This window comes from Hathewaya limosa (genome assembly GCF_030815255.1).
In the GTDB taxonomy this organism is placed as follows: Bacteria; Bacillota; Clostridia; order Clostridiales; family Clostridiaceae; genus Hathewaya; species Hathewaya limosa.
On the sequence record NZ_JAUSWN010000011.1, the window covers coordinates 89,795 to 108,336 of the forward strand.

The following is an 18,542-nucleotide window of genomic DNA, read 5'->3' on the forward strand; positions in this document are numbered from 1 at the left end:
CTCCTAATTATCCAAACTGTAAACTTTTATTTTTTCCCTTTGAACTCCAAATTCTTTTTCTACTATACCTTTTATACTATTTGCCTTTTCTTTATTGATATTTTCCTTTATTACTGCACTTTCTTTTGTACTATTTATAATTACTGGCTTAATTTTTTTTACTTTTCCTTCATATACGCCTACATCAATGCTATTTATTGTTAATTTAGAATGCTCCTGATCTAGATTTACCTTTACATCTACATCAAAATTTTCATCTTTATAATATGTTTTTAGCCTTTCCTTACACTGCAATGCCACATTTTCTTTAAAGGTCTCTATAGTCTTTTCTCTATTGATTTTTTTATACTTTTCTAAATCCTTTTTATACTTCTGTGACTGAAAGTAATCCTCAGTTTTAATGCTATATTCTTTTAAGTTATAATCCTTATTAAAAAACTTTAGCATAGGATTAATCATAGTCAAAACAACTAATAATCCTAAAACATATTTGGCATATTTCTTAATTGAATTCTGAGGAAGTATTAGCTCTACAGCAGTTATAAAAATTATTACTGTACTAATATTAACTATCCAACTTTTAATAGCTTCTATCATTTTCTCACCTCTTCTTCCTGGACTCCCTTAAGCTATAATGCCCTTTCCTGTAGCTGTTAATATGGCAATCATTATAAAGTTCATAACAGTAATACAAATTAAACTTGCCATAACTAAAATTAAGCAGTTTCCAGTAGAATTAATACAATTCACTAATTTTTCATCACTAATAGGTTGTACAATTGCTCCTGTGATTTTATATAAAGCTGCCATACAAAACAGTTTTACTATTGGAGCTATCATTATTAATATTAGAATTACCATTCCTAAAGTACCTACGCCATTTTTAAGTAAAATACCATAGCCAGCCACTGTCGAAATTGCATCAGATAGTGAACTTCCTACAATAGGAACAAAAGTATCCACTGCAAACTTAGCTGTTTTAACTGTAATTTCATCCATAGTACTTGCTGTCATGCTTCTAATAGTTAGTAACGTTACAAAAATAGTCAAAACTCCACCTTGTAACCACATAACAGAATTTTTTATTAAAGAACTTAAATTATTAACTTTATAATCTTTAGATAAATTGTTTACAAAGTTTAAAACAAAACTAAGTATAATAAGTGGTAAAACTATTTTAGAAATTATAGTGCCTCCTATATTTATAGAAGCTATAATAATTGGATCCATAAACATTACTTGACTAGCATTTCCAAGTCCTCCTAGTAACATCATAAGCACAGGAATAATTGCATACATAAAATTAGATATTCCCTCAATAGAACTTCGTGCTAAATCTATACCTACATAAAAACTCTTAGCTATGACTATAACCATAGTTGCAAAGCAGGTGAAATAAGCTATACTAGAAATATTATTATTTGAAAATGCATCTTCTAACTGTTTTAAAAGTGAACAAATTAAAGCTATTATTATCAAAACACTCATAAGCTTCATAGTGGAGCCAATCTCTTTGAATATATATTTTTTTGCCCATTTCAAAACATCTTGTTTTTTGAACTTAGAATCTCCACCTTTAACAAAGTTATCTACAAATTCCTTTGGCTCTATATCTCTTAATATCTCATAATCACTTTTAAGATTTCTAATGTACTCATATAGGTCATCTACCTCTTTATATTCCTTTGTATATTCTTTTTTAGTTTGTTCTTTTGCTATATTATTAACCTGCATATCATAATTCTCAGCCTTAGCTATTCCTTGTGGCATAAAAATTATAATACTTAAAAAAACTATTAAAATTACCTTCTTTATTTTCTCTATGTTTTTCATATTTTTACCCCTCTATAAAATTTTTAATATAGAGTCAAGAACAGCCATTAATATAGGAATACTTAAGGTTAAAATTAAAATCTTACCTGCAAACTCAACTTTACTTCCTATACTTCCAGCCCCTGCATCTTTACATATTTCAGAACAAAAAGATGCAAGATACGCAATACCTAAAATCTTAAAAACTAAATTTAAGTAAGATACATCTATATTGGCTTTATTACTTAAAACCTGTAAAAAATTTATTATTACTGTTAGCTTTGGAATAATAAATATAAAAATAAGTATTCCAGCTGCTAAACTTATTGGCACTGCTATGTCATTCCTATTTTTTGTCTGAAAAATAATAACAATAAAAAGTGCTGTTAAGGCAAAACCTACAACTTTTAAAATCTCCATAATACCCTCTTTTAAATAGTAAATAAAGTTTTTACTGTATCAAATAATTTATTTATAAGATTAACAACCATTAGAAGTATTATAATTATGCCAGCTAAATTTGTAATAACAGCATAATCATCCTTGCCTGCACTTTTTAATACTTTATCAATTACTACTACTAAAATACCTACGCCAGCTATTTTCATAATTAGACTTACGTCTAGCATATAAGTACCTCCTTTTATTATCTAAAAAATATGTTCTAAATAATAAATATATAAAAACTCCTGACTTTATGTTTAATTTATAAAAGTAAAATACAAATACATATTCCAAAAGAAATTCCCAATGCTTTAAACATCTTTCCTTGTTTGTTTTCTTTCTCAGTGGCTTCTACTATTTGACTATCTAGATTCTTTTTAGTAAGTTTAAAAATGCTTTTATGAGATTCTATATCCCATTGCCCCAATACTTTGGATAAATCATATAAAATTTCTAAATCTTTTTCTTCTAAATAAGTATTATTTTTACAGTCATCAGCAGAAATTTTTATAGATTCATATACTTCTTCACAGGTATTATCACTAAGAAACTTTGCTGCATTCAAGAAAATTTCTCCAACTATTCCCTCTACTTTTTCCCCTATTTTAGTAAATGCTTCTGGTACAGGTGTATATATATATGTTATTTCACTTTCTAAAATCATTACCGCCTTTTCAAGACTTTTAAGTTCCTTAACCCTATTTGAAAGCATTTTTGCATATTTAAACCCAATAGCACCAAACCCACTAATTATCATTACACATCCTATAAACTTAATCATATTAAACCTTTATATAATTTTTATTTATAAAATCATATATATATCTAACATTGCCAACGGAAATTTCATTATTTAAAACAATAGCTCTTTGGAATACCTTATTTTCAACTACTTCTTTAAATACTGGACGTTTAAATAAATCTTCAATGTCATTTCCATGGATAGTAGCTATAATTCCAACACCACAGTTTAAAGCCATAACTATATTCTTCATATCTTCATAGGTTCCTATTTCGTCACATATTACAACTTCTGGTGCCATACTTCTTATAGCCATCATGATTCCATAACTTTTAGGACAATTATCTAACACATCTGTTCTAAGTCCAACATTCATTTGAGGAACCCCTTTATAGCAGGCTGCAATTTCACTTCTTTCATCTATAATACAAACGTTTCTTCCTCTAACCTGTTGTTCCTTAATGCCATTTGATATATTTCTTCCTATATCTCTAATTAAGGTTGTTTTACCACACTTAGGAGGAGAAATTATTATAGTATTATATAATTTATCCTTGCTCACTATATACTTCAAAATACTTCTAGAACATCCCTCAATATCTTTTGAAATTCTAATATTTATGGAACCTATGTCCTTAATTGTCTTGATTTTATTTTCTTCTAATACACATGCTCCACATATTCCAACTCTATGTCCTCCTTGCACTGTAATATATCCCTGTTTTAATTCCTCTTCAAAGGCATATATAGAATAATTACTTATCTTTTGAATTACATATGCAAGATCTTCTTTTTTTACTACATAGCTAGAAACTGTTTCCTTCAAATCTTTTATATAAATTAAGTTTTTCCCTATTTTCATTCTTATCTCTTGTATAGATGGCAATTCTGAATCCTTGTCTAATTCTTTTTTTATAATTTGAGGTAAAATATTTAATATATCTCTTATGCCACTCATTTTTTTCTCCTTTCCGTAAAAAATTTTCTTATTACTAAAATTAATATTTATAAAGTGAGGTTTTTATTACAAAAAATCAAAAAGAATTATAAATATTTTTTATTTATAAGTTTTTAAAACTCCTTATAAAATAAATATCTATAATTCTTTAAATTGTTTTTTATGAATCACTTTATTCATTTAATTAAACTTATGTATATTATATAGTTGATTATATTACTACTTATTTAATGCTATTACTAATTAGATTACCAAACTTATTGTATACAAAAAAAAGTGTGAAATATTTTCACACTTTTTATAAGTTAAACGTTTTACCTCGTTTAATTAAATTCTTTCCATATATTCGCCACTTCTAGTATCGATTCTTATTGTATCACCTTCATTAACGAATAAAGGTACTGGAACGATTGCTCCTGTTTCAACTGTAGCTGGCTTCATAACGTTTGTTGCTGTATTTCCTTTTAATCCTGGCTCACACTCAGTGATTAATAATTCAACAAAGTTTGGTGCTTCAACTGAGAAAGCTTCACCTTTGAAGAACTTGATTACTGCAAACATGTTTTCTTTTAAGAACTTAATTGCATTTTCAACACTATCATAGTTTAGAGGAATTTGCTCGTAAGTTTCTTGATCCATGAAGTAGTATAATGAACCATCATTATATAAGTATTGCATTTCTTTTCTTTCAACTACAGCTTCTTGAAGTTTAGCAGTTGGATTGTATGTTTTTTCAATTACACTTCCTGTAATAACATTTTTAAGCTTAGTTCTTACGAAAGCAGCTCCCTTACCTGGTTTTACATGAAGGAAATCTACTACTGTAAAAACTTGTCCATCCTCTTCAAAAGTAGTTCCTTTTCTTAAATCTCCTGCTGATATCATTAAATATACCTCCAAAATGCTTTATTCTTTTTATCCACATTATTATGTTTAAAAATTACATTTTAAATTTTACTACATATGTCTCATAAATACAAACAATTTATTCTTTATTTTTTAAAAATTATCCTCTTTATTCGAATTTCTCTATATGTAGCCAAATATATTTTATCAAAATATATTTATATTTGCAAATATTCCTTTTAAAATATTCCTCACATATAATATACTATCCATTTATTACTTTACTATTCATTTCTATTAAGAATAGCTTATTATCCTCTAATTTTATACAGTAACTTATCTCTTTATAAGCTCTTTTTTCATATGGATATACAAAGATAATTTCCCCTTTTTCATTTAATCTTAAACTAAACTTATCCTCTGAAATACTAAAAGTTTTGTAATTATCTTTTAATATTTCTTTTAATACATCCTCTTTATTTCTATCTTTTAAGTCTTTATTTTCTAAATTCCTTTTTAAATACCCATATAATTCAGAAAACATCTTTTCTTTTTTATCTTCTATATCACTATATTCTTTTAGAATCCTATGTCTTTCCACATAATACTTAACGTCACTTAACTTTAGAGTATTCTCATATAGTCCCAAAAGTAAAACAAAGGCACAAATTATCATTGTATATATAAGTATACCCCCCTTTTGCTTTCTACTTCTTAAATTATTATACATTTTTTATATTCTTTATTTCCTTTCATAACAACATTTAAATAATATATTCCATTTTTTATCCCTACATGAAAATCTTTTATATCATCAATCAAAACATTATATGTAGAACCTTTTTTATAAGTATATCCCGTATATATAACTAATTTACTTTTGTATTTTTTAATAGTTTTCTTCTTTTGGTTTGAACAGTCCATATTTATAGTATCATTCTTTACCTTTATCTTCCCATCTGATCTTCTTAATTCCATTTGTATAAAATTTATTCCTTCATCTACTCTTCTTTCTTGATTATGTCTTATTAAATATGTATTATACCCCTTAATTTGTTTTATAAATAAACTATTAACCATTGTTATACTTAACAAAACCAAGGTTGCAGAAATCAACACTTCTATAAGTGTAAATCCTTTTTTCATTTAATTTACCTCTTAAAAATTCATAATCTATTTTTTTATTCTGCCTATAATAATAAGTACAATATATCTTAATGCATTGTGCCTCACTAAGTTTATTTTCCTTTTCAAATTTAACCTTAATATAAGGATAACTTCCTTTAAAATCTTCACTTAAAACTTGTAATTTCTTATTAAAAATATTTTCTATATTCAATTCTTCCTTATTAATATAAAACCACTTTTTTTTATCATTATAATCTTCTTTATTTATAAATTTTAAAAATTCATCATATTCACATTCATAAAGACTAAGACCATGTATTTCTTCGAAAAACTTATTTGCCTCTTTAAACCCATTACTCTTTTCTCTTATTTTTATATTAGAAATGTTTAAATTTAAAACAGCGAAACACAATATACAAAAAACTGAAATACTAACTAAAACCTCTATTAGAGTAAAACCTTTATTTTTTGATTTTCCTCTTATTTGTATAGACACTAATAACTACTTCTCCTTTCTCTCCATTGTGATTTTTAAAAGTTATAGTACCACCTTCAGTTATTAATCCTAAATTATTTATATTAATCCTTTCTCTTGTAGGAAAACCACAAATTAATTTAATATTCTTAGGAAACCTTAAACTATCCTTGTATTTACCCTCATTCATATACAATTCCAACACATTTTTATTAAAATTGTATATAATTCTTCCTTTTTTATTTTGAGATCTACAAATTTCTATAGAATTATTAATAAAATCCAAGGAACAATTAGCATAAAAATTTAGTTCTTTTTGTGTTTTATTATATTCCACCCTTTTATATGCCATAAAAAATATGGACCCAAATACACTTATAATAGAAATAACAACAAGTAGCTCTATTAAAGTAAATCCTTTTTGTTTTTCTTTCATATTAAATTCCTCCTATAGAATCTATAATAGGAACTATTCCACTGTATATCACATTAAACACCACTATACCTAATAAAACTATAATAGTTGGTTGTAAAACTTTTAAAAACTTATTGCATCCATCATTAAACTTTTGTTTTTCAAAAAAGTATATATGTTGAAAATTTTCTTCAAGAAATCCCGTGTCTTCTCCTACAGTTACTAAGTTCAAATTATAATAATTAAAAATACTCATTTGCTTTAAAGCATCAGATAAACTTTTTCCACCTTTTAAATTTAAAATACATATTTTTAATTTCTCTTTTATAAAGGGATCTTTCTCTATTTCATAAATAATATCTAAAGCATTTATTAAATTAAAACCACTTTTAATCAATAAACTAAGACTGTAAAAAAAATTTATAGAAAATCTTTTTAAATATAACTGCTTAATTATAAAAGCTTTATTCAATATAAAATAAAAAATTATATTTTTCTTATACATACAGAAGATAATTCCTATAACTAAAGCAATTAATATACTAAAAATATAAATTCCATATTGCCTTAAAAACAAATTAATATTTAATAAGTGTTTTAAGCCATTTAATTTACTTCCTTCAACCTCTTGTAGAACGCCATAAATTAAAGGTACGAAATACATTATTAATATATAAAACAGTACCATTGAGAAAAAAAGTACTAATATAGGATAAGAAATTAATTCAATTATCTTTTTTTCTTGTTTTTCTTTTTCTTCATAATACTCATAAATTTTTTTAAAACTCTCCGCTAACGTACCACTTTCTTCTCCAATTTTTATAAGATATAACATATAATCTTCAAATTTATTTACATTTTTAAAACTATCATAAATACTTTTTCCACTATATAATGCTTTTAAAATATTATTTAAGATTTTATTTATTTTACTTTTTCTCTTTCTTTGATCAATTAACATTAAAAGTGCCTTTTCTATACTATAACCAGACTTCAAATAAAAATATAAGTTTCTATTTAAAAAAATTAAATTTCTATATTTACTCATATTTTTTACAATATAGCTTTATATACTTCTTCTAAAGAGGTATCCCCTGATTTAAGCATTTTTAGGCACTTTTCATCTAAGGTTATCAGACCATTTTCTATACAAAAATTTCTGAAACCAGTTAAATCCTTATGTCTACTTATATAATTTTTATGTTTATCCTTTAATTCTAAGATCTCATAAATTACTTGTCTTCCTATATATCCTGTATAATTACAATGTTTACATCCTTTAGCTTTATATAAAATAGCTCCTTTTTTTACACCTAATTCATTATAAGTATCTTGACTTAATGTGTATTCCTCTTTACAATGAGGACAAATTGTTCGTAATAATCTTTGGGATACTACAGTAGAAAGACCATCTAGTAAAATATAGGAAGGTATATTCATGTCCAAAAGCCTAGTAATAACACTGGTAGAATCATAAGTATGGACTGTAGATAAAACTAAGTGTCCTGTAATAGCTGACCTTAATGCGATTTTTGCTGTATCCTCATCCCTAATCTCTCCTATCATTATTACATCTGGATCTTGTCTTAATGTACTTCTTAAAGCTTCTTTGAATCCTAATCCAGCTTTTCTATTTAAGTTAACTTGTGTTACATCTTTTAACTTATATTCCACTGGATCTTCTATAGTAATTATATTTCTTTCCTTTTTATTCATACAATTAATTATTCCTTTTAATGTAGTACTTTTTCCACTACCTGTAGGCCCTGAAATCAGAAAAATTCCTTTGTTTTTATATATAACTTTCTTTAATTTATAAGTTTCATCCTTAAATCCTAAACATTCTAAATTAATATTTTCATTGGGATTTAATATTCTAATAACTAATTTTTCACCATAAATACTAGGGATAGTTGAAGTTCTACAATTATAAATTTTGTCTTGAAATTTATAAACTATACTTCCATCTTGAGGAATCATTTTTAAAGATATGTCCATGTTAGATTTTATTTTTACAATAGATAGTAATTCTAAATAAGTTTTATTAGATAAGTTTGCGTATTCTTTTAGTATTCCATTAATTCTAAATCTAATCTTACATTTTTTCTCCTTAGGTTCAAAATGAATATCACTAACTTTATTTTCAATACCCTCTTCTATGATTTTCTTTAGAATTTCATTTCCTTTTTTATTTTTAAAATCCTTTGTATAATCATTTTCTTCTATTTCTATAGCTTCTTTTATTTTTGTAATTTTCTCGCAATATTCACTGTACGTAATAATTTTTTCTATAATTTTTTTATTATGTTTCTTTTTAAACACCTTTTTAAAATCCCTTGTTAACTTCTTATAACTCTGCACATATATTTTATTATTTATTTCTTTTATAGGTACAAATTCATTTTTGACTAAAAACTCCAAGGGAAACTTTTTTATAAATTCTAAGTCCAACACTATGTCATTTATGTCTTTATTGCTTTTCTGTATAAACTTTAAAATATTACTTTTACTACATTCTTCTTTATCTTTAGAAGAAGAAAACATAAATTGATCTGTTAACACTTTCACCTCTCCCTTCATGTTTTATTTGAATTATAGCCATATTTTGTATTTCTATTCATTTCCAAATAAAAAAGCATATATCAATAACTTAATAATGATATATGCCTAATTTTCATGTATATTTAACTCTATATACTGTTATATATTATTCTTGTATAAAATTTTTGTTACTATAGTACATGTACTATATTTTTTAGTTTTATATTATAAAATTTTAATTATAATACAATAATTCCTTCAAAAGTTATTTTAGCAGGTCCTTTCATAAAAACAGTTTCTTCTTCTATAGTAATATACATTGTTCCTCCTGGTACATTAACCTGTACACTTTTATCAAGTAGTCCTAATTTATTTCCAACTACTACAGAGGCACAACTACCTGTCCCACAAGCTAAAGTTGCTCCAGCTCCTCTTTCCCATGTTTTAACGTTTATACATGAAGAACTAACTTTTTCACAGAAGTTAACATTAGTTTTTTTAGGGAATAAATTAAAATACTCTATCTTCTTTCCCTCTTCTATATTTATATCTTTTAAATTAGTATAAATAACTGTATGTGGCACACCCATATGAAGTGATGAAATATTATACTCCTTACCTTCAACTGATATTTTTTTATTTAACACCTCTTCATTACTAGCTAAAGGAACATTCTTAGGATCAAAGCTCCAAGTTCCCATGTTTATTTCAACTTCATGTACTTTACCATTTTCTATAAATAATTCTGCTTTTTTAATACCATCATCAGTTTCTATAATTAAAGGATTTTCTTTTACTATATTCTTATCCCATACATATTTTGCAAAACAACGAATTCCATTACCGCACATACTAGCATGAGAACCATCAGCATTATAAATAACCATTCTAATATGAGCCTTTTCACTTTTTCTTATAAATATAACCCCATCAGCACCAATACCAAAATTTCTATGGCATAATTTTAAAGCAATTTCTGATTCATTATTATAAATTTCTTCTCTATCATCTAACATTACAAAGTCATTTCCTAAACCTTGCATTTTAGTAAAATTAATCTCTTTCATATATTCAACATCCTCCAATAAAATTGATGAAATTTCCATAGTATAGTATAATTCTTAGTATATTATAATTATAATGCATAAATGTAATATAAACTAGCTTAAAATACATTGAGAAAGGGTGAATAGCATGCCTTTAGACGGACTTTATTTAAATAGTATAGAAAAAGAATTAAACAACTTAATGATAAATTGTAAAATAGAAAAAATTAATCAAACTGAAAAAGATGAAGTTTGTTTGACATTTAAAAAGAATAGAAAAAATCACAGATTATTAATAAGTGCTAGTTCAAATTATCCTAGAGTACACTTTACTAATAATATTAAAGAAAATCCTTTAAAAGCCCCTATGTTCTGTATGGTACTTAGAAAATATTTAGCAAATAGTAGAGTTTTATCTATAGAACAATTAGGATTAGATAGAGTACTTAAAATTAATTTTGAAAGTACTGATGAATTAGGTTTTAATAGTATATATACTTTAATAATTGAAATCATGGGAAGACATAGTAATATAACTTTAGTAAGAGACAGAGATAATCTTATTATGGATTCTATAAAACATATAACTTCTGAAATTAACAGTTATAGAAGTCTATATCCTTCAATTGAATATGTGTATCCTCCAAAGAGTGATAAAATTAATCTTCTAACTTATAACTTTGAAAACTTTAAAGAGACTTTCAAAGACCTTGAATTTACAAAAGACTTCTTCTCTAAAAATTTTCAAGGTGTAAGTAAAAAAGTTTCTCTTAGTTTATATACTGGATTTTTAGAGGAATATAATGATTTCTCTTTAGCAAACCTAGAAATTTTCTTAAAAAATTTAAAATCTAAATTAGAAAATGGAAACTTTAATTTTAATATTTATTATGGAAACAAAGGTATCTTAGATTTTCACTGCTTTAACTTAAATGATGATAACATAGTTTCGGAAACTTCTTTTGATTCTCCTTCTGACGTATTGGATACATTCTACTATGAAAAAGATAAATATGATAGACTAAATTCTAAAAGTGCAGATCTTCAAAAACTTGTTACAAATAATATAGATAGATGCACTAAAAAACTTTCCATTTTACAAAAAACTTTAAAAGAATGTGAAGAGAAAGATGAATTAAGATTAAAAGGTGAATTATTAACTTCTAATATATATATGTTATCTAAGGGAATGAATTCTGTAGATGTACAAAATTATTATAGTGAAAACTTAGAAAATGTAACGATAAAATTAGATCCTAATAAGACGCCTTCTGAAAATATTCAAAAATACTTTAAAAAATACAATAAACTAAAAAAGTCAGAAGAAATGGCTTTAATTAATATAGAACATACGGAAGAAGAATTAACATATTTAAATTCTGTTTTAAATAACATTCATAGGGTAGAAACCTCTTCTGAAATAGAAGAAATTAGGAAAGAACTTATTGAAGCTGGGTATATTAAATTCAGTAAGAAAAAAGTTAAAGATAAAAGTAAATCAAAACCTTATCATTTTGTATCCTCTGATGGAACAAATATATATGTAGGTAAAAATAATCTACAAAATGATTATTTAACATTAAAATTAGCTGGAAAGAAAGATATTTGGTTGCATACTAAGGTTATCCCAGGTTCTCATGTAATAATTCAAAATGATCATGGAATTTCTGATAAAACTTTGGAAGAAGCTGCAAACTTAGCTGCTTACTATAGTAAAGGTAGAGAATCCTCTAAGGTTGAAATAGATTATACTGAAGTAAAGAATGTAAAAAAACCTAGTGGAGCTAAACCAGGAATGGTAATATACTACACAAATAAAACCATTATAATAGAACCTAAAAAACCTGAATTAGAACTTATAGAAAAATAACTTTAAAGGCAGATTTCATTATAAACGAAATCTGCCTTTTATTTTAATAAATTATTTTTTATTAATTATTCTGTTTTACTTTTATCTGGTAATACTAAGTTTAAAACAATTCCTACTAATGTTGCTAGTGCAACTTGTGCAATTTGAATTGTTGAACCATTTGCCATTGGAATATCAATTTCTGCTCCACCTATACCTAAAACTATAATTACTGATGCAATAATTAAATTCTTTTTCTTTCCGAAATCTATTTTATCTTCTACAAATACTCTAAATCCTGAGGAAGCAATAATACCAAACAGAAGAATACTAACTCCACCCATAACTGGTAATGGTATATTTTGAAGTATAACTGTTACCTTACCTAGCATTGAAAGTATTATAGCTATAATTGCTGCCCCACCTATAACCCAAACACTATAAATTTTAGTAATTGCCATAACTCCAACATTTTCTCCATATGTTGTATTAGGAGGTGCTCCTATGAATCCAGCAAAAGAAGTTGCAAGTCCATCACCTAAGATAGATCTATGTAATCCTGGTTCTTTAGTAAAGTCTCTACCTACAACATTATTGGTAACATAAACGTGTGCTATATGTTCTGATAATGTTACAAAGGATACTGGAAGCATAAGTACAATAGCATTCCAATTGAACTTTGGTGCGATAAAATTTGGTAATGCAAACCATGGAGCATTTATTATCTTATCTACATGTTCTTGAGGTATAAGGCCTATAAATAAAGCTGTAAAATATCCTACTATCATAGCAATAAGAATTGGAATTACTCCTAAAAATCCTTTAAAATACATACTTCCTATAATACCAATTCCTAAAGTAGTAAGTGATACAATTATCCATTTATACCTTGGAATATTAAGTAATACTTCAGCTATATTGTCTTTTGTAAAATATGCTGGATTTAAACCTGCCCAATTTATTGCCACTCCTGCTAGTGAAAGCCCTATAACAATTACAACAGACCCAACCACTATAGGTGGTAATAACTTATTTAACCAATTTACTCCTATAAACTTAATTATACAAGCTACTATTACATATATAAAACCGGAAGCTATAATTCCTGACATCATAGAATTTACACCATAGGCTGCCGTTGCCATTTGCATTGGTACAATAAATGCAAATGATGAACCAACATATGCTGGAAGTTTCCCTTTAGTACATAATATATAAATTAATGTTCCTACCCCACTTCCAAACAATGCCATGGAAGGACTTAATCCTGTTAACATTGGAACTAATATTGTTGCTCCAATCATTGCAAATAAATGTTGAAAACTTAAGGGTATAGTTTTCCCTATAGACAATCTTTCTTCTACATCTACGTAATCTTTCATCAATATTCCCCCTTTGCCTTATAGCAAATTTATAAAGTAAAACTTTAGTTTATAGTAAATTAACAATTATGTTATATTAATTATTATCATAAATTTTTATAGAATCTACTCCATCAAATTCATTTAATTCTACTGAAACAAGTTCTTTATGAGAAGTTGGTATATTTTTTCCTATATAATCTGGTCTAATAGGTAATTCTCTATGTCCTCTATCTACAAGAACCGCAAGTTGTATCATTTTAGGTCTTCCATGTGCTATAATTGCATCCATAGCTGCTCTTACAGTTCTTCCTGTGTAAATTACATCATCAATTAATACTACAGTTTTATCTTGTACATCTACACCTATGTTATCATCATTAATCTTAGGTTGTTCTGATAACTCTGATAAATCATCTCTGTATAATGTAATATCAACAGAGCCTACTGGAACTTTTATATCTTCAATAGTTTCGATTATATTAGCTATTCTATCTGCTATTGGTTCTCCTCTTCTTTTAATTCCAATAAAAATTATATCTTCTACACCTTTATTCTTTTCAATAATCTCATGAGATATTCTAGTTAATGTTCTACGAATGCCTTTTTCATCTAAAATTTCTGCTTTTAAATTCATTTTATTCCTCCGTTATACTTTAATTAATATAAATCTTTACAATAAAAAATACCTTGACTCCCAGGGAATCAAGGTATAGATATACTTATTTAATGTATAAATACACTCTTACACTCAAATAATATAACCATATCTAATATAACCAAAAACAAAAATTTTTATAACATAAAATTATAATATTACTTATAGATATAGTTCTACTATATATTACCTTATGATCTCCCTGGATCATTTAAAGGAAACTTTATTCTTAAAGTATATTATCACAAACTATTCTAATTTTCAACTGAAATTTATATTTTTTTCAATAATTCTCTAAAATATTCAGGTATTTCACTTTTAAATTCCATATATTCTTTAGTTCTTGGATGAATAAACCCTAATAAATAGGCATGTAATACTTGACCTTGTAGATTAAATTTTTGTTTTTTGAAACCATACAGAGGATCTCCTACTAAAGGATGTCCTATGCTAGCCATATGAACCCTTATTTGATGAGTTCTTCCTGTTTCTAGCTTACATTGTACTAATGTATGTTCCTTGAATCTTTCTTTAACAAAAACATGTGTCTTAGCTTCTTTTCCATCAGCAACTACACCCATTTTTAATCTATTTTTAGGATTTCTACCAATAGGCTTATTTATAATCAAAGTATCTTCTTTTAAATTTCCCTCACAAAGAGCTATATATATCCTATTCATAGAATGCTCTTTAAGTTGCTCTGCTAAGGCATTATGTGCAAAATCATTTTTTGCTACTACTAATATGCCAGACGTATCTTTATCTATTCTATGTACAATTCCTGGTCTTATAACTCCATTAATTCCTGATAAATCAGTACAGTGATATAAAAGAGCATTAACTAAAGTACCTGAATAGTTTCCTGGTGCTGGATGAACTACCATGTCCTGTGGCTTATTAACTACGATTACATCTTCATCTTCATATAAAATTTCTAAAGAAATATCCTCTGGTACAACTTCTAATGTCTTAGGTTCTACTCTTTCTATATGGATATTATCTCCTTCTTTAATTTTATATTTACCCTTAGCAATCTTATTATTAACTAACACTTTTTCATCATCTATTAAATTTTGAAAATAATTACGTGATTTATCCTCATAATACTCTGCCAAAAACGAATCTAATCTTTTACCTTCAAAAGATTTATCCACAACTATATTTTGCTCCATTACTTACCATCCTTTATAATATAAATCGCTAAAAGAAAAGTACCTATTACAACAAACATATCTGCTACATTAAAAGTTGGAAAATAGTAAATATCTTTATAATGAACACAAATAAAATCTATAACATATTTATATACAATTCTATCAAATAAATTTCCTAAAGCACCTGCTATAATCATACTTAGACTAATGTTTATTATTTTATGATTTTGTTTTCTATATCTTATTAAAAAATAAGCTACAAAAACTAAAATTAATGAGGTAAATACAATTAAAAACCATTGTTTATTTTGTAAAATACCAAAAGCTGCTCCTCTATTTTCTAAATACTCTAATTTAAAAAAATTTGGAATAACTTCTACAGAGGAATTAGTTAAAGAAGAACTAGCCCAAATTTTTGTTACTCTATCTAGTATAATTCCTAAAATAATAATAATAATTTCCATAAAACTTATACCCCTTTATTATATATACCTCCGAAAAGAAATATATAATTCTTTTCGGAGGTATAAAATTCACTTATGGTAACTGATTTTTATATTGTTCATTACTTATTTTTTCAATAGGTTCCACAAAACCTTCATTGTCTTCATCTGAATAATTATCATATTCATCTTCCATAGGCATATAGTTAGTCATAGATACATCAGCATAACATTCTCTCATGCCATATTCAGCACTTTGTTCATTTCTATCATATCCAAAGGTATAATCTATATAATTTTCTTCAACTGGTCTTTTTTCACCATTATGAGAAGAGTTAAATTCTCTTTGACAATCAATACAACAATCGGCATAAGGAATAGTTTCTAATCTTTCTTTTGAAATAGGTTTTCCACATATTTTACATACACCATAAGTTCCATCATTCATGGCCTGAAGAGAATTATCTATTTTATCCATTATAACTTTTTCATTTTCTTCTAGTGCTAAGTTTTTCTCCATTTCAAACATCTCGGCTCCTTGATCGGAAGGATGATTTGCATAACTTGATAACTCAGTGGAATCTTGATCTTTACTTAAAATATTTTCACTTTGTAATGATCTTACAACATTATTTAGTTTTCTTCTTTCATTAATCAATCTATCTCTATATATATTTTTATCACTTGTATCCATTAATCTTCTCCTCCTTATCTTATTTAATATTAGTTTAAGATAAGCTGAAAAATTTATGAAATTTTCTAATGGATACTATGTTTAATTTTTCTTAGGAATAAATCTTTTAACCTATTTATATATGATATTACTAATTTATAAATTAAATTTACAATTGTGTAAAAACACCTACATTTTCCATATTTTTTATACAAGTAACTATATCTTTTAAAGTTTCCATAGATATGGTTTGTCTTGCATCAGATATAGCTTTATCTGGATTTATATGACTTTCTATTATAAGTCCATCTCCACCAGCACAAAGTCCAGCTATAGACATATTTTTAACCAATTCTCTAAGTCCAGTACCATGACTTGGATCTACTATAATTGGTAATCTAAAATTTTCTTTTACATATGCTACGGCATTTAAATCTAATGTGTTTCTAGTAATAGTTTCAAATGATCTAATACCTCTTTCACACAATATAACCTTTTCATTACCTTCATTTACAATATATTCAGCAGCCATTAACCATTCTTTTATATTAGCACTTATGCCTCTTTTTAAAAGTACAGGTTTTTCTTGTCTACCTACTTCTTTTAATAATGAATAATTATACATATTTCTTGATCCTATTTGAATTATATCCATATAATCTTTATAAGTTTCTATATCTCTAGGATCTAAAATTTCTGTTATTATAGGCATATCATATTTTTTACCTATTTCTTTTAAAATTTTTAATCCCTCTTCTCCCAAGCCTTGAAAATCATAAGGTGAAGTTCTTGGTTTAAAAGCTCCTCCTCTTAACATATGAACACCCATAGCTTTTAAATTTTTAGCTATTTCATCCATTTGCTCATAACTTTCTATTGCACAAGGACCAGAAATAATAATTTTTTCATCTCCACCAATGGTGAAATCATGTATATTAATCTGTATTTTAGGACCTTTATCTCTATGTATTTTCAAATTTTTCATTATGAATTCACCTACATAGCTTTTATCATGTTATTTATAATTTTTACTGAATTTTCAACAGCGATCCATTTAAACTTTTCATAATCTACATGAGTACCATTAATAGCATTATCTGAAATTGATCTGATTACTATAAAAGGAATTTTATTTAAGTAAGCTACATGTGCTATACTTGCACCTTCCATTTCGCAAGCAAAAGCATCAAATGTATCATGTATCCATTCTAATTTTGATCTAGTAGCTATAAATTGATCTCCTGAGGCAATTGGTCCTTCATAACATTTTTGTTCAGTTATCTCTTTAGTAGCTTCTTTCGCTAAATCTATTAATCTTTTATCACATTTAAAAGTATATGTATCTAATCTAGGAACCTGACCAACTTTATCTCCAAAGAAAGATGTATCTACATCATGGTGCACAAGTTCTGTTCCAATTACAACATCTCCTGGATATAAATTTATTTCTGTTCCACCTGCTATACCAACATTTATAACCGCTTCTACATGAAAATCATCTATTAAAATTTGAGTACAAATAGCTGCATTTACTTTACCTATTCCACAAGTTACAACAACAACTTCCTTTTCATGTAAAAGACCTACATTAAAAGCCATATTAGCTTTTTTTGTACTTCTTAAAACTACCATGGAATCTATAATTTTTTCTGTTTCTTCACACATTGCTCCAATAATACCTATTGCCATATATATTCCTCCCAAATTTATAAAACATATCAATTAACAATTGTCTCTTTTTTATATAAAAATACACTTTATAGAATACATAATAAAATTTCTATTGTCAACTTAAAGTATATTATAAGAAACTTTATAAAATTTTATTATCGAGTAGGAGCTAAATAATTATTTTATTTAGCGTCCTCTCACACCACCGTACGTACCGTTCGGTATACGGCAGTTCATTAAGAATTATGTATTAGCTGATATCTTTTAGATATACTTCTGTAACCAAGATTTTCAATATATTTGTTGTTTAAGATTGTATCAAGAAT

Annotated in this window: 22 protein-coding genes; 1 reads left to right on the forward strand and 21 read right to left on the reverse strand. The window is 26.2% G+C overall.

All coding sequences use genetic code 11. The features are described 5' to 3' along the window. Window positions 1–3: 3 nt before the first annotated feature. The 14 genes from spoIIIAF to dapF form a co-directional block, all read right to left on the reverse strand. Window positions 4–597, reverse strand: coding sequence for a stage III sporulation protein AF (gene spoIIIAF / locus QOZ93_RS07700; RefSeq protein WP_111941854.1), 594 nt, complete (start codon window positions 595–597; stop codon window positions 4–6). A gap of 27 nt (window positions 598–624) precedes the next feature. Continuing rightward, window positions 625–1,833: a stage III sporulation protein AE gene (spoIIIAE, locus tag QOZ93_RS07705; protein ID WP_307355747.1), complete on the reverse strand. Its 1,209-nt coding sequence runs from the start codon at window positions 1,831–1,833 to the stop codon at window positions 625–627. 12 nt (window positions 1,834–1,845) lie between these two features. Continuing rightward, window positions 1,846–2,232, reverse strand: a complete 387-nt coding sequence (gene spoIIIAD / locus QOZ93_RS07710; RefSeq protein ID WP_111941850.1) for a stage III sporulation protein AD — start codon at window positions 2,230–2,232, stop codon at window positions 1,846–1,848. Window positions 2,233–2,243: 11 nt separating this feature from the next. After that, a complete protein-coding gene (spoIIIAC, locus tag QOZ93_RS07715) occupies window positions 2,244–2,441 on the reverse strand; it encodes a stage III sporulation protein AC (RefSeq protein ID WP_111941848.1) in 198 nt (65 codons plus the stop codon). 77 nt (window positions 2,442–2,518) lie between these two features. After that, on the reverse strand, window positions 2,519–3,037 hold the full coding sequence (spoIIIAB, locus tag QOZ93_RS07720) for a stage III sporulation protein SpoIIIAB (RefSeq protein ID WP_111941846.1): 519 nt from the start codon (window positions 3,035–3,037) through the stop codon (window positions 2,519–2,521). Window position 3,038: 1 nt separating this feature from the next. After that, window positions 3,039–3,956 (reverse strand): stage III sporulation protein AA, encoded by a 918-nt coding sequence (gene spoIIIAA, locus QOZ93_RS07725; protein WP_307355748.1) that lies wholly within the window; start codon window positions 3,954–3,956, stop codon window positions 3,039–3,041. Window positions 3,957–4,283: 327 nt separating this feature from the next. Beyond that, entirely contained in the window at window positions 4,284–4,841 is a 558-nt protein-coding gene (efp, locus tag QOZ93_RS07730; protein WP_111941842.1) for an elongation factor P, read from the reverse strand. Window positions 4,842–5,067: 226 nt separating this feature from the next. Beyond that, window positions 5,068–5,478, reverse strand: coding sequence for a hypothetical protein (locus tag QOZ93_RS07735; protein WP_307355749.1), 411 nt, complete (start codon window positions 5,476–5,478; stop codon window positions 5,068–5,070). A 38-nt stretch (window positions 5,479–5,516) separates the two neighbouring features. After that, window positions 5,517–5,948 carry a prepilin-type N-terminal cleavage/methylation domain-containing protein gene (locus tag QOZ93_RS07740; RefSeq protein WP_343749811.1) on the reverse strand — a complete coding sequence of 144 codons (432 nt, stop codon included), beginning with the start codon at window positions 5,946–5,948 and terminating at the stop codon, window positions 5,517–5,519. Continuing rightward, on the reverse strand, window positions 5,875–6,426 hold the full coding sequence (locus tag QOZ93_RS07745) for a prepilin-type N-terminal cleavage/methylation domain-containing protein (protein ID WP_307355751.1): 552 nt from the start codon (window positions 6,424–6,426) through the stop codon (window positions 5,875–5,877). The genes QOZ93_RS07740 and QOZ93_RS07745 overlap by 74 nt, the downstream gene beginning before the upstream one ends. Continuing rightward, window positions 6,392–6,841 carry a prepilin-type N-terminal cleavage/methylation domain-containing protein gene (locus QOZ93_RS07750; RefSeq protein ID WP_307355752.1) on the reverse strand — a complete coding sequence of 150 codons (450 nt, stop codon included), beginning with the start codon at window positions 6,839–6,841 and terminating at the stop codon, window positions 6,392–6,394. Before QOZ93_RS07750 ends, QOZ93_RS07745 begins: the two co-directional genes overlap by 35 nt. A gap of 1 nt (window position 6,842) precedes the next feature. Next, window positions 6,843–7,868: a type II secretion system F family protein gene (locus QOZ93_RS07755; protein WP_307355753.1), complete on the reverse strand. Its 1,026-nt coding sequence runs from the start codon at window positions 7,866–7,868 to the stop codon at window positions 6,843–6,845. A 5-nt stretch (window positions 7,869–7,873) separates the two neighbouring features. Beyond that, window positions 7,874–9,382: a GspE/PulE family protein gene (locus QOZ93_RS07760; protein WP_307355754.1), complete on the reverse strand. Its 1,509-nt coding sequence runs from the start codon at window positions 9,380–9,382 to the stop codon at window positions 7,874–7,876. Window positions 9,383–9,600: 218 nt separating this feature from the next. Further along, window positions 9,601–10,419, reverse strand: a complete 819-nt coding sequence (gene dapF / locus QOZ93_RS07765) for a diaminopimelate epimerase (RefSeq protein WP_307355761.1) — start codon at window positions 10,417–10,419, stop codon at window positions 9,601–9,603. A gap of 136 nt (window positions 10,420–10,555) precedes the next feature. Here dapF and QOZ93_RS07770 point away from each other — a divergent pair, with 136 nt between their 5' ends. Continuing rightward, the gene (locus QOZ93_RS07770) at window positions 10,556–12,277 is read left to right on the forward strand and encodes an Rqc2 family fibronectin-binding protein (RefSeq protein WP_307355755.1); all 1,722 of its coding nucleotides are present in this window, start codon (window positions 10,556–10,558) and stop codon (window positions 12,275–12,277) included. Window positions 12,278–12,342: 65 nt separating this feature from the next. Here the strand turns inward: QOZ93_RS07770 and uraA are convergent, their stop codons facing one another. From uraA to QOZ93_RS07805, 7 genes are all read right to left on the reverse strand, one after another. Next, window positions 12,343–13,638, reverse strand: coding sequence for a uracil permease (gene uraA / locus QOZ93_RS07775; RefSeq protein WP_307355756.1), 1,296 nt, complete (start codon window positions 13,636–13,638; stop codon window positions 12,343–12,345). Window positions 13,639–13,714: 76 nt separating this feature from the next. Continuing rightward, complete coding sequence (pyrR, locus tag QOZ93_RS07780) at window positions 13,715–14,254, reverse strand: bifunctional pyr operon transcriptional regulator/uracil phosphoribosyltransferase PyrR (protein WP_111941824.1); 540 nt, start codon at window positions 14,252–14,254, stop codon at window positions 13,715–13,717. A gap of 293 nt (window positions 14,255–14,547) precedes the next feature. Further along, entirely contained in the window at window positions 14,548–15,447 is a 900-nt protein-coding gene (locus QOZ93_RS07785; RefSeq protein WP_307355757.1) for an RluA family pseudouridine synthase, read from the reverse strand. Then, window positions 15,447–15,893: a signal peptidase II gene (gene lspA, locus QOZ93_RS07790; RefSeq protein ID WP_111941819.1), complete on the reverse strand. Its 447-nt coding sequence runs from the start codon at window positions 15,891–15,893 to the stop codon at window positions 15,447–15,449. Before lspA ends, QOZ93_RS07785 begins: the two co-directional genes overlap by 1 nt. A gap of 73 nt (window positions 15,894–15,966) precedes the next feature. Then, a complete protein-coding gene (locus tag QOZ93_RS07795; protein ID WP_307355758.1) occupies window positions 15,967–16,566 on the reverse strand; it encodes a TraR/DksA C4-type zinc finger protein in 600 nt (199 codons plus the stop codon). A gap of 148 nt (window positions 16,567–16,714) precedes the next feature. Further along, the gene (aroF, locus tag QOZ93_RS07800; RefSeq protein ID WP_307355759.1) at window positions 16,715–17,530 is read right to left on the reverse strand and encodes a 3-deoxy-7-phosphoheptulonate synthase; all 816 of its coding nucleotides are present in this window, start codon (window positions 17,528–17,530) and stop codon (window positions 16,715–16,717) included. Between the two features lie 11 nt (window positions 17,531–17,541). Beyond that, on the reverse strand, window positions 17,542–18,234 hold the full coding sequence (locus tag QOZ93_RS07805; RefSeq protein WP_307355760.1) for a 5'-methylthioadenosine/adenosylhomocysteine nucleosidase: 693 nt from the start codon (window positions 18,232–18,234) through the stop codon (window positions 17,542–17,544). Between the last annotated feature and the right edge of the window lie 308 nt (window positions 18,235–18,542).

Coding starts and splice junctions, on each gene's coding strand:
- spoIIIAF (WP_111941854.1), bottom strand. CDS start 597: ATGATAGAAGCTATTAAAAGTTGGATAGTTAATATTAGTACAGTAATA.
- spoIIIAE (WP_307355747.1), bottom strand. CDS start 1,833: ATGAAAAACATAGAGAAAATAAAGAAGGTAATTTTAATAGTTTTTTTA.
- spoIIIAD (WP_111941850.1), bottom strand. CDS start 2,232: ATGGAGATTTTAAAAGTTGTAGGTTTTGCCTTAACAGCACTTTTTATT.
- spoIIIAC (WP_111941848.1), bottom strand. CDS start 2,441: ATGCTAGACGTAAGTCTAATTATGAAAATAGCTGGCGTAGGTATTTTA.
- spoIIIAB (WP_111941846.1), bottom strand. CDS start 3,037: ATGATTAAGTTTATAGGATGTGTAATGATAATTAGTGGGTTTGGTGCT.
- spoIIIAA (WP_307355748.1), bottom strand. CDS start 3,956: ATGAGTGGCATAAGAGATATATTAAATATTTTACCTCAAATTATAAAA.
- efp (WP_111941842.1), bottom strand. CDS start 4,841: ATGATATCAGCAGGAGATTTAAGAAAAGGAACTACTTTTGAAGAGGAT.
- QOZ93_RS07735 (WP_307355749.1), bottom strand. CDS start 5,478: ATGATAATTTGTGCCTTTGTTTTACTTTTGGGACTATATGAGAATACT.
- QOZ93_RS07740 (WP_343749811.1), bottom strand. CDS start 5,948: ATGAAAAAAGGATTTACACTTATAGAAGTGTTGATTTCTGCAACCTTG.
- QOZ93_RS07750 (WP_307355752.1), bottom strand. CDS start 6,841: ATGAAAGAAAAACAAAAAGGATTTACTTTAATAGAGCTACTTGTTGTT.
- QOZ93_RS07755 (WP_307355753.1), bottom strand. CDS start 7,868: ATGAGTAAATATAGAAATTTAATTTTTTTAAATAGAAACTTATATTTT.
- QOZ93_RS07770 (WP_307355755.1), top strand. CDS start 10,556: ATGCCTTTAGACGGACTTTATTTAAATAGTATAGAAAAAGAATTAAAC.
- uraA (WP_307355756.1), bottom strand. CDS start 13,638: ATGAAAGATTACGTAGATGTAGAAGAAAGATTGTCTATAGGGAAAACT.
- pyrR (WP_111941824.1), bottom strand. CDS start 14,254: ATGAATTTAAAAGCAGAAATTTTAGATGAAAAAGGCATTCGTAGAACA.
- QOZ93_RS07785 (WP_307355757.1), bottom strand. CDS start 15,447: ATGGAGCAAAATATAGTTGTGGATAAATCTTTTGAAGGTAAAAGATTA.
- lspA (WP_111941819.1), bottom strand. CDS start 15,893: ATGGAAATTATTATTATTATTTTAGGAATTATACTAGATAGAGTAACA.
- QOZ93_RS07795 (WP_307355758.1), bottom strand. CDS start 16,566: ATGGATACAAGTGATAAAAATATATATAGAGATAGATTGATTAATGAA.
- aroF (WP_307355759.1), bottom strand. CDS start 17,530: ATGAAAAATTTGAAAATACATAGAGATAAAGGTCCTAAAATACAGATT.
- QOZ93_RS07805 (WP_307355760.1), bottom strand. CDS start 18,234: ATGGCAATAGGTATTATTGGAGCAATGTGTGAAGAAACAGAAAAAATT.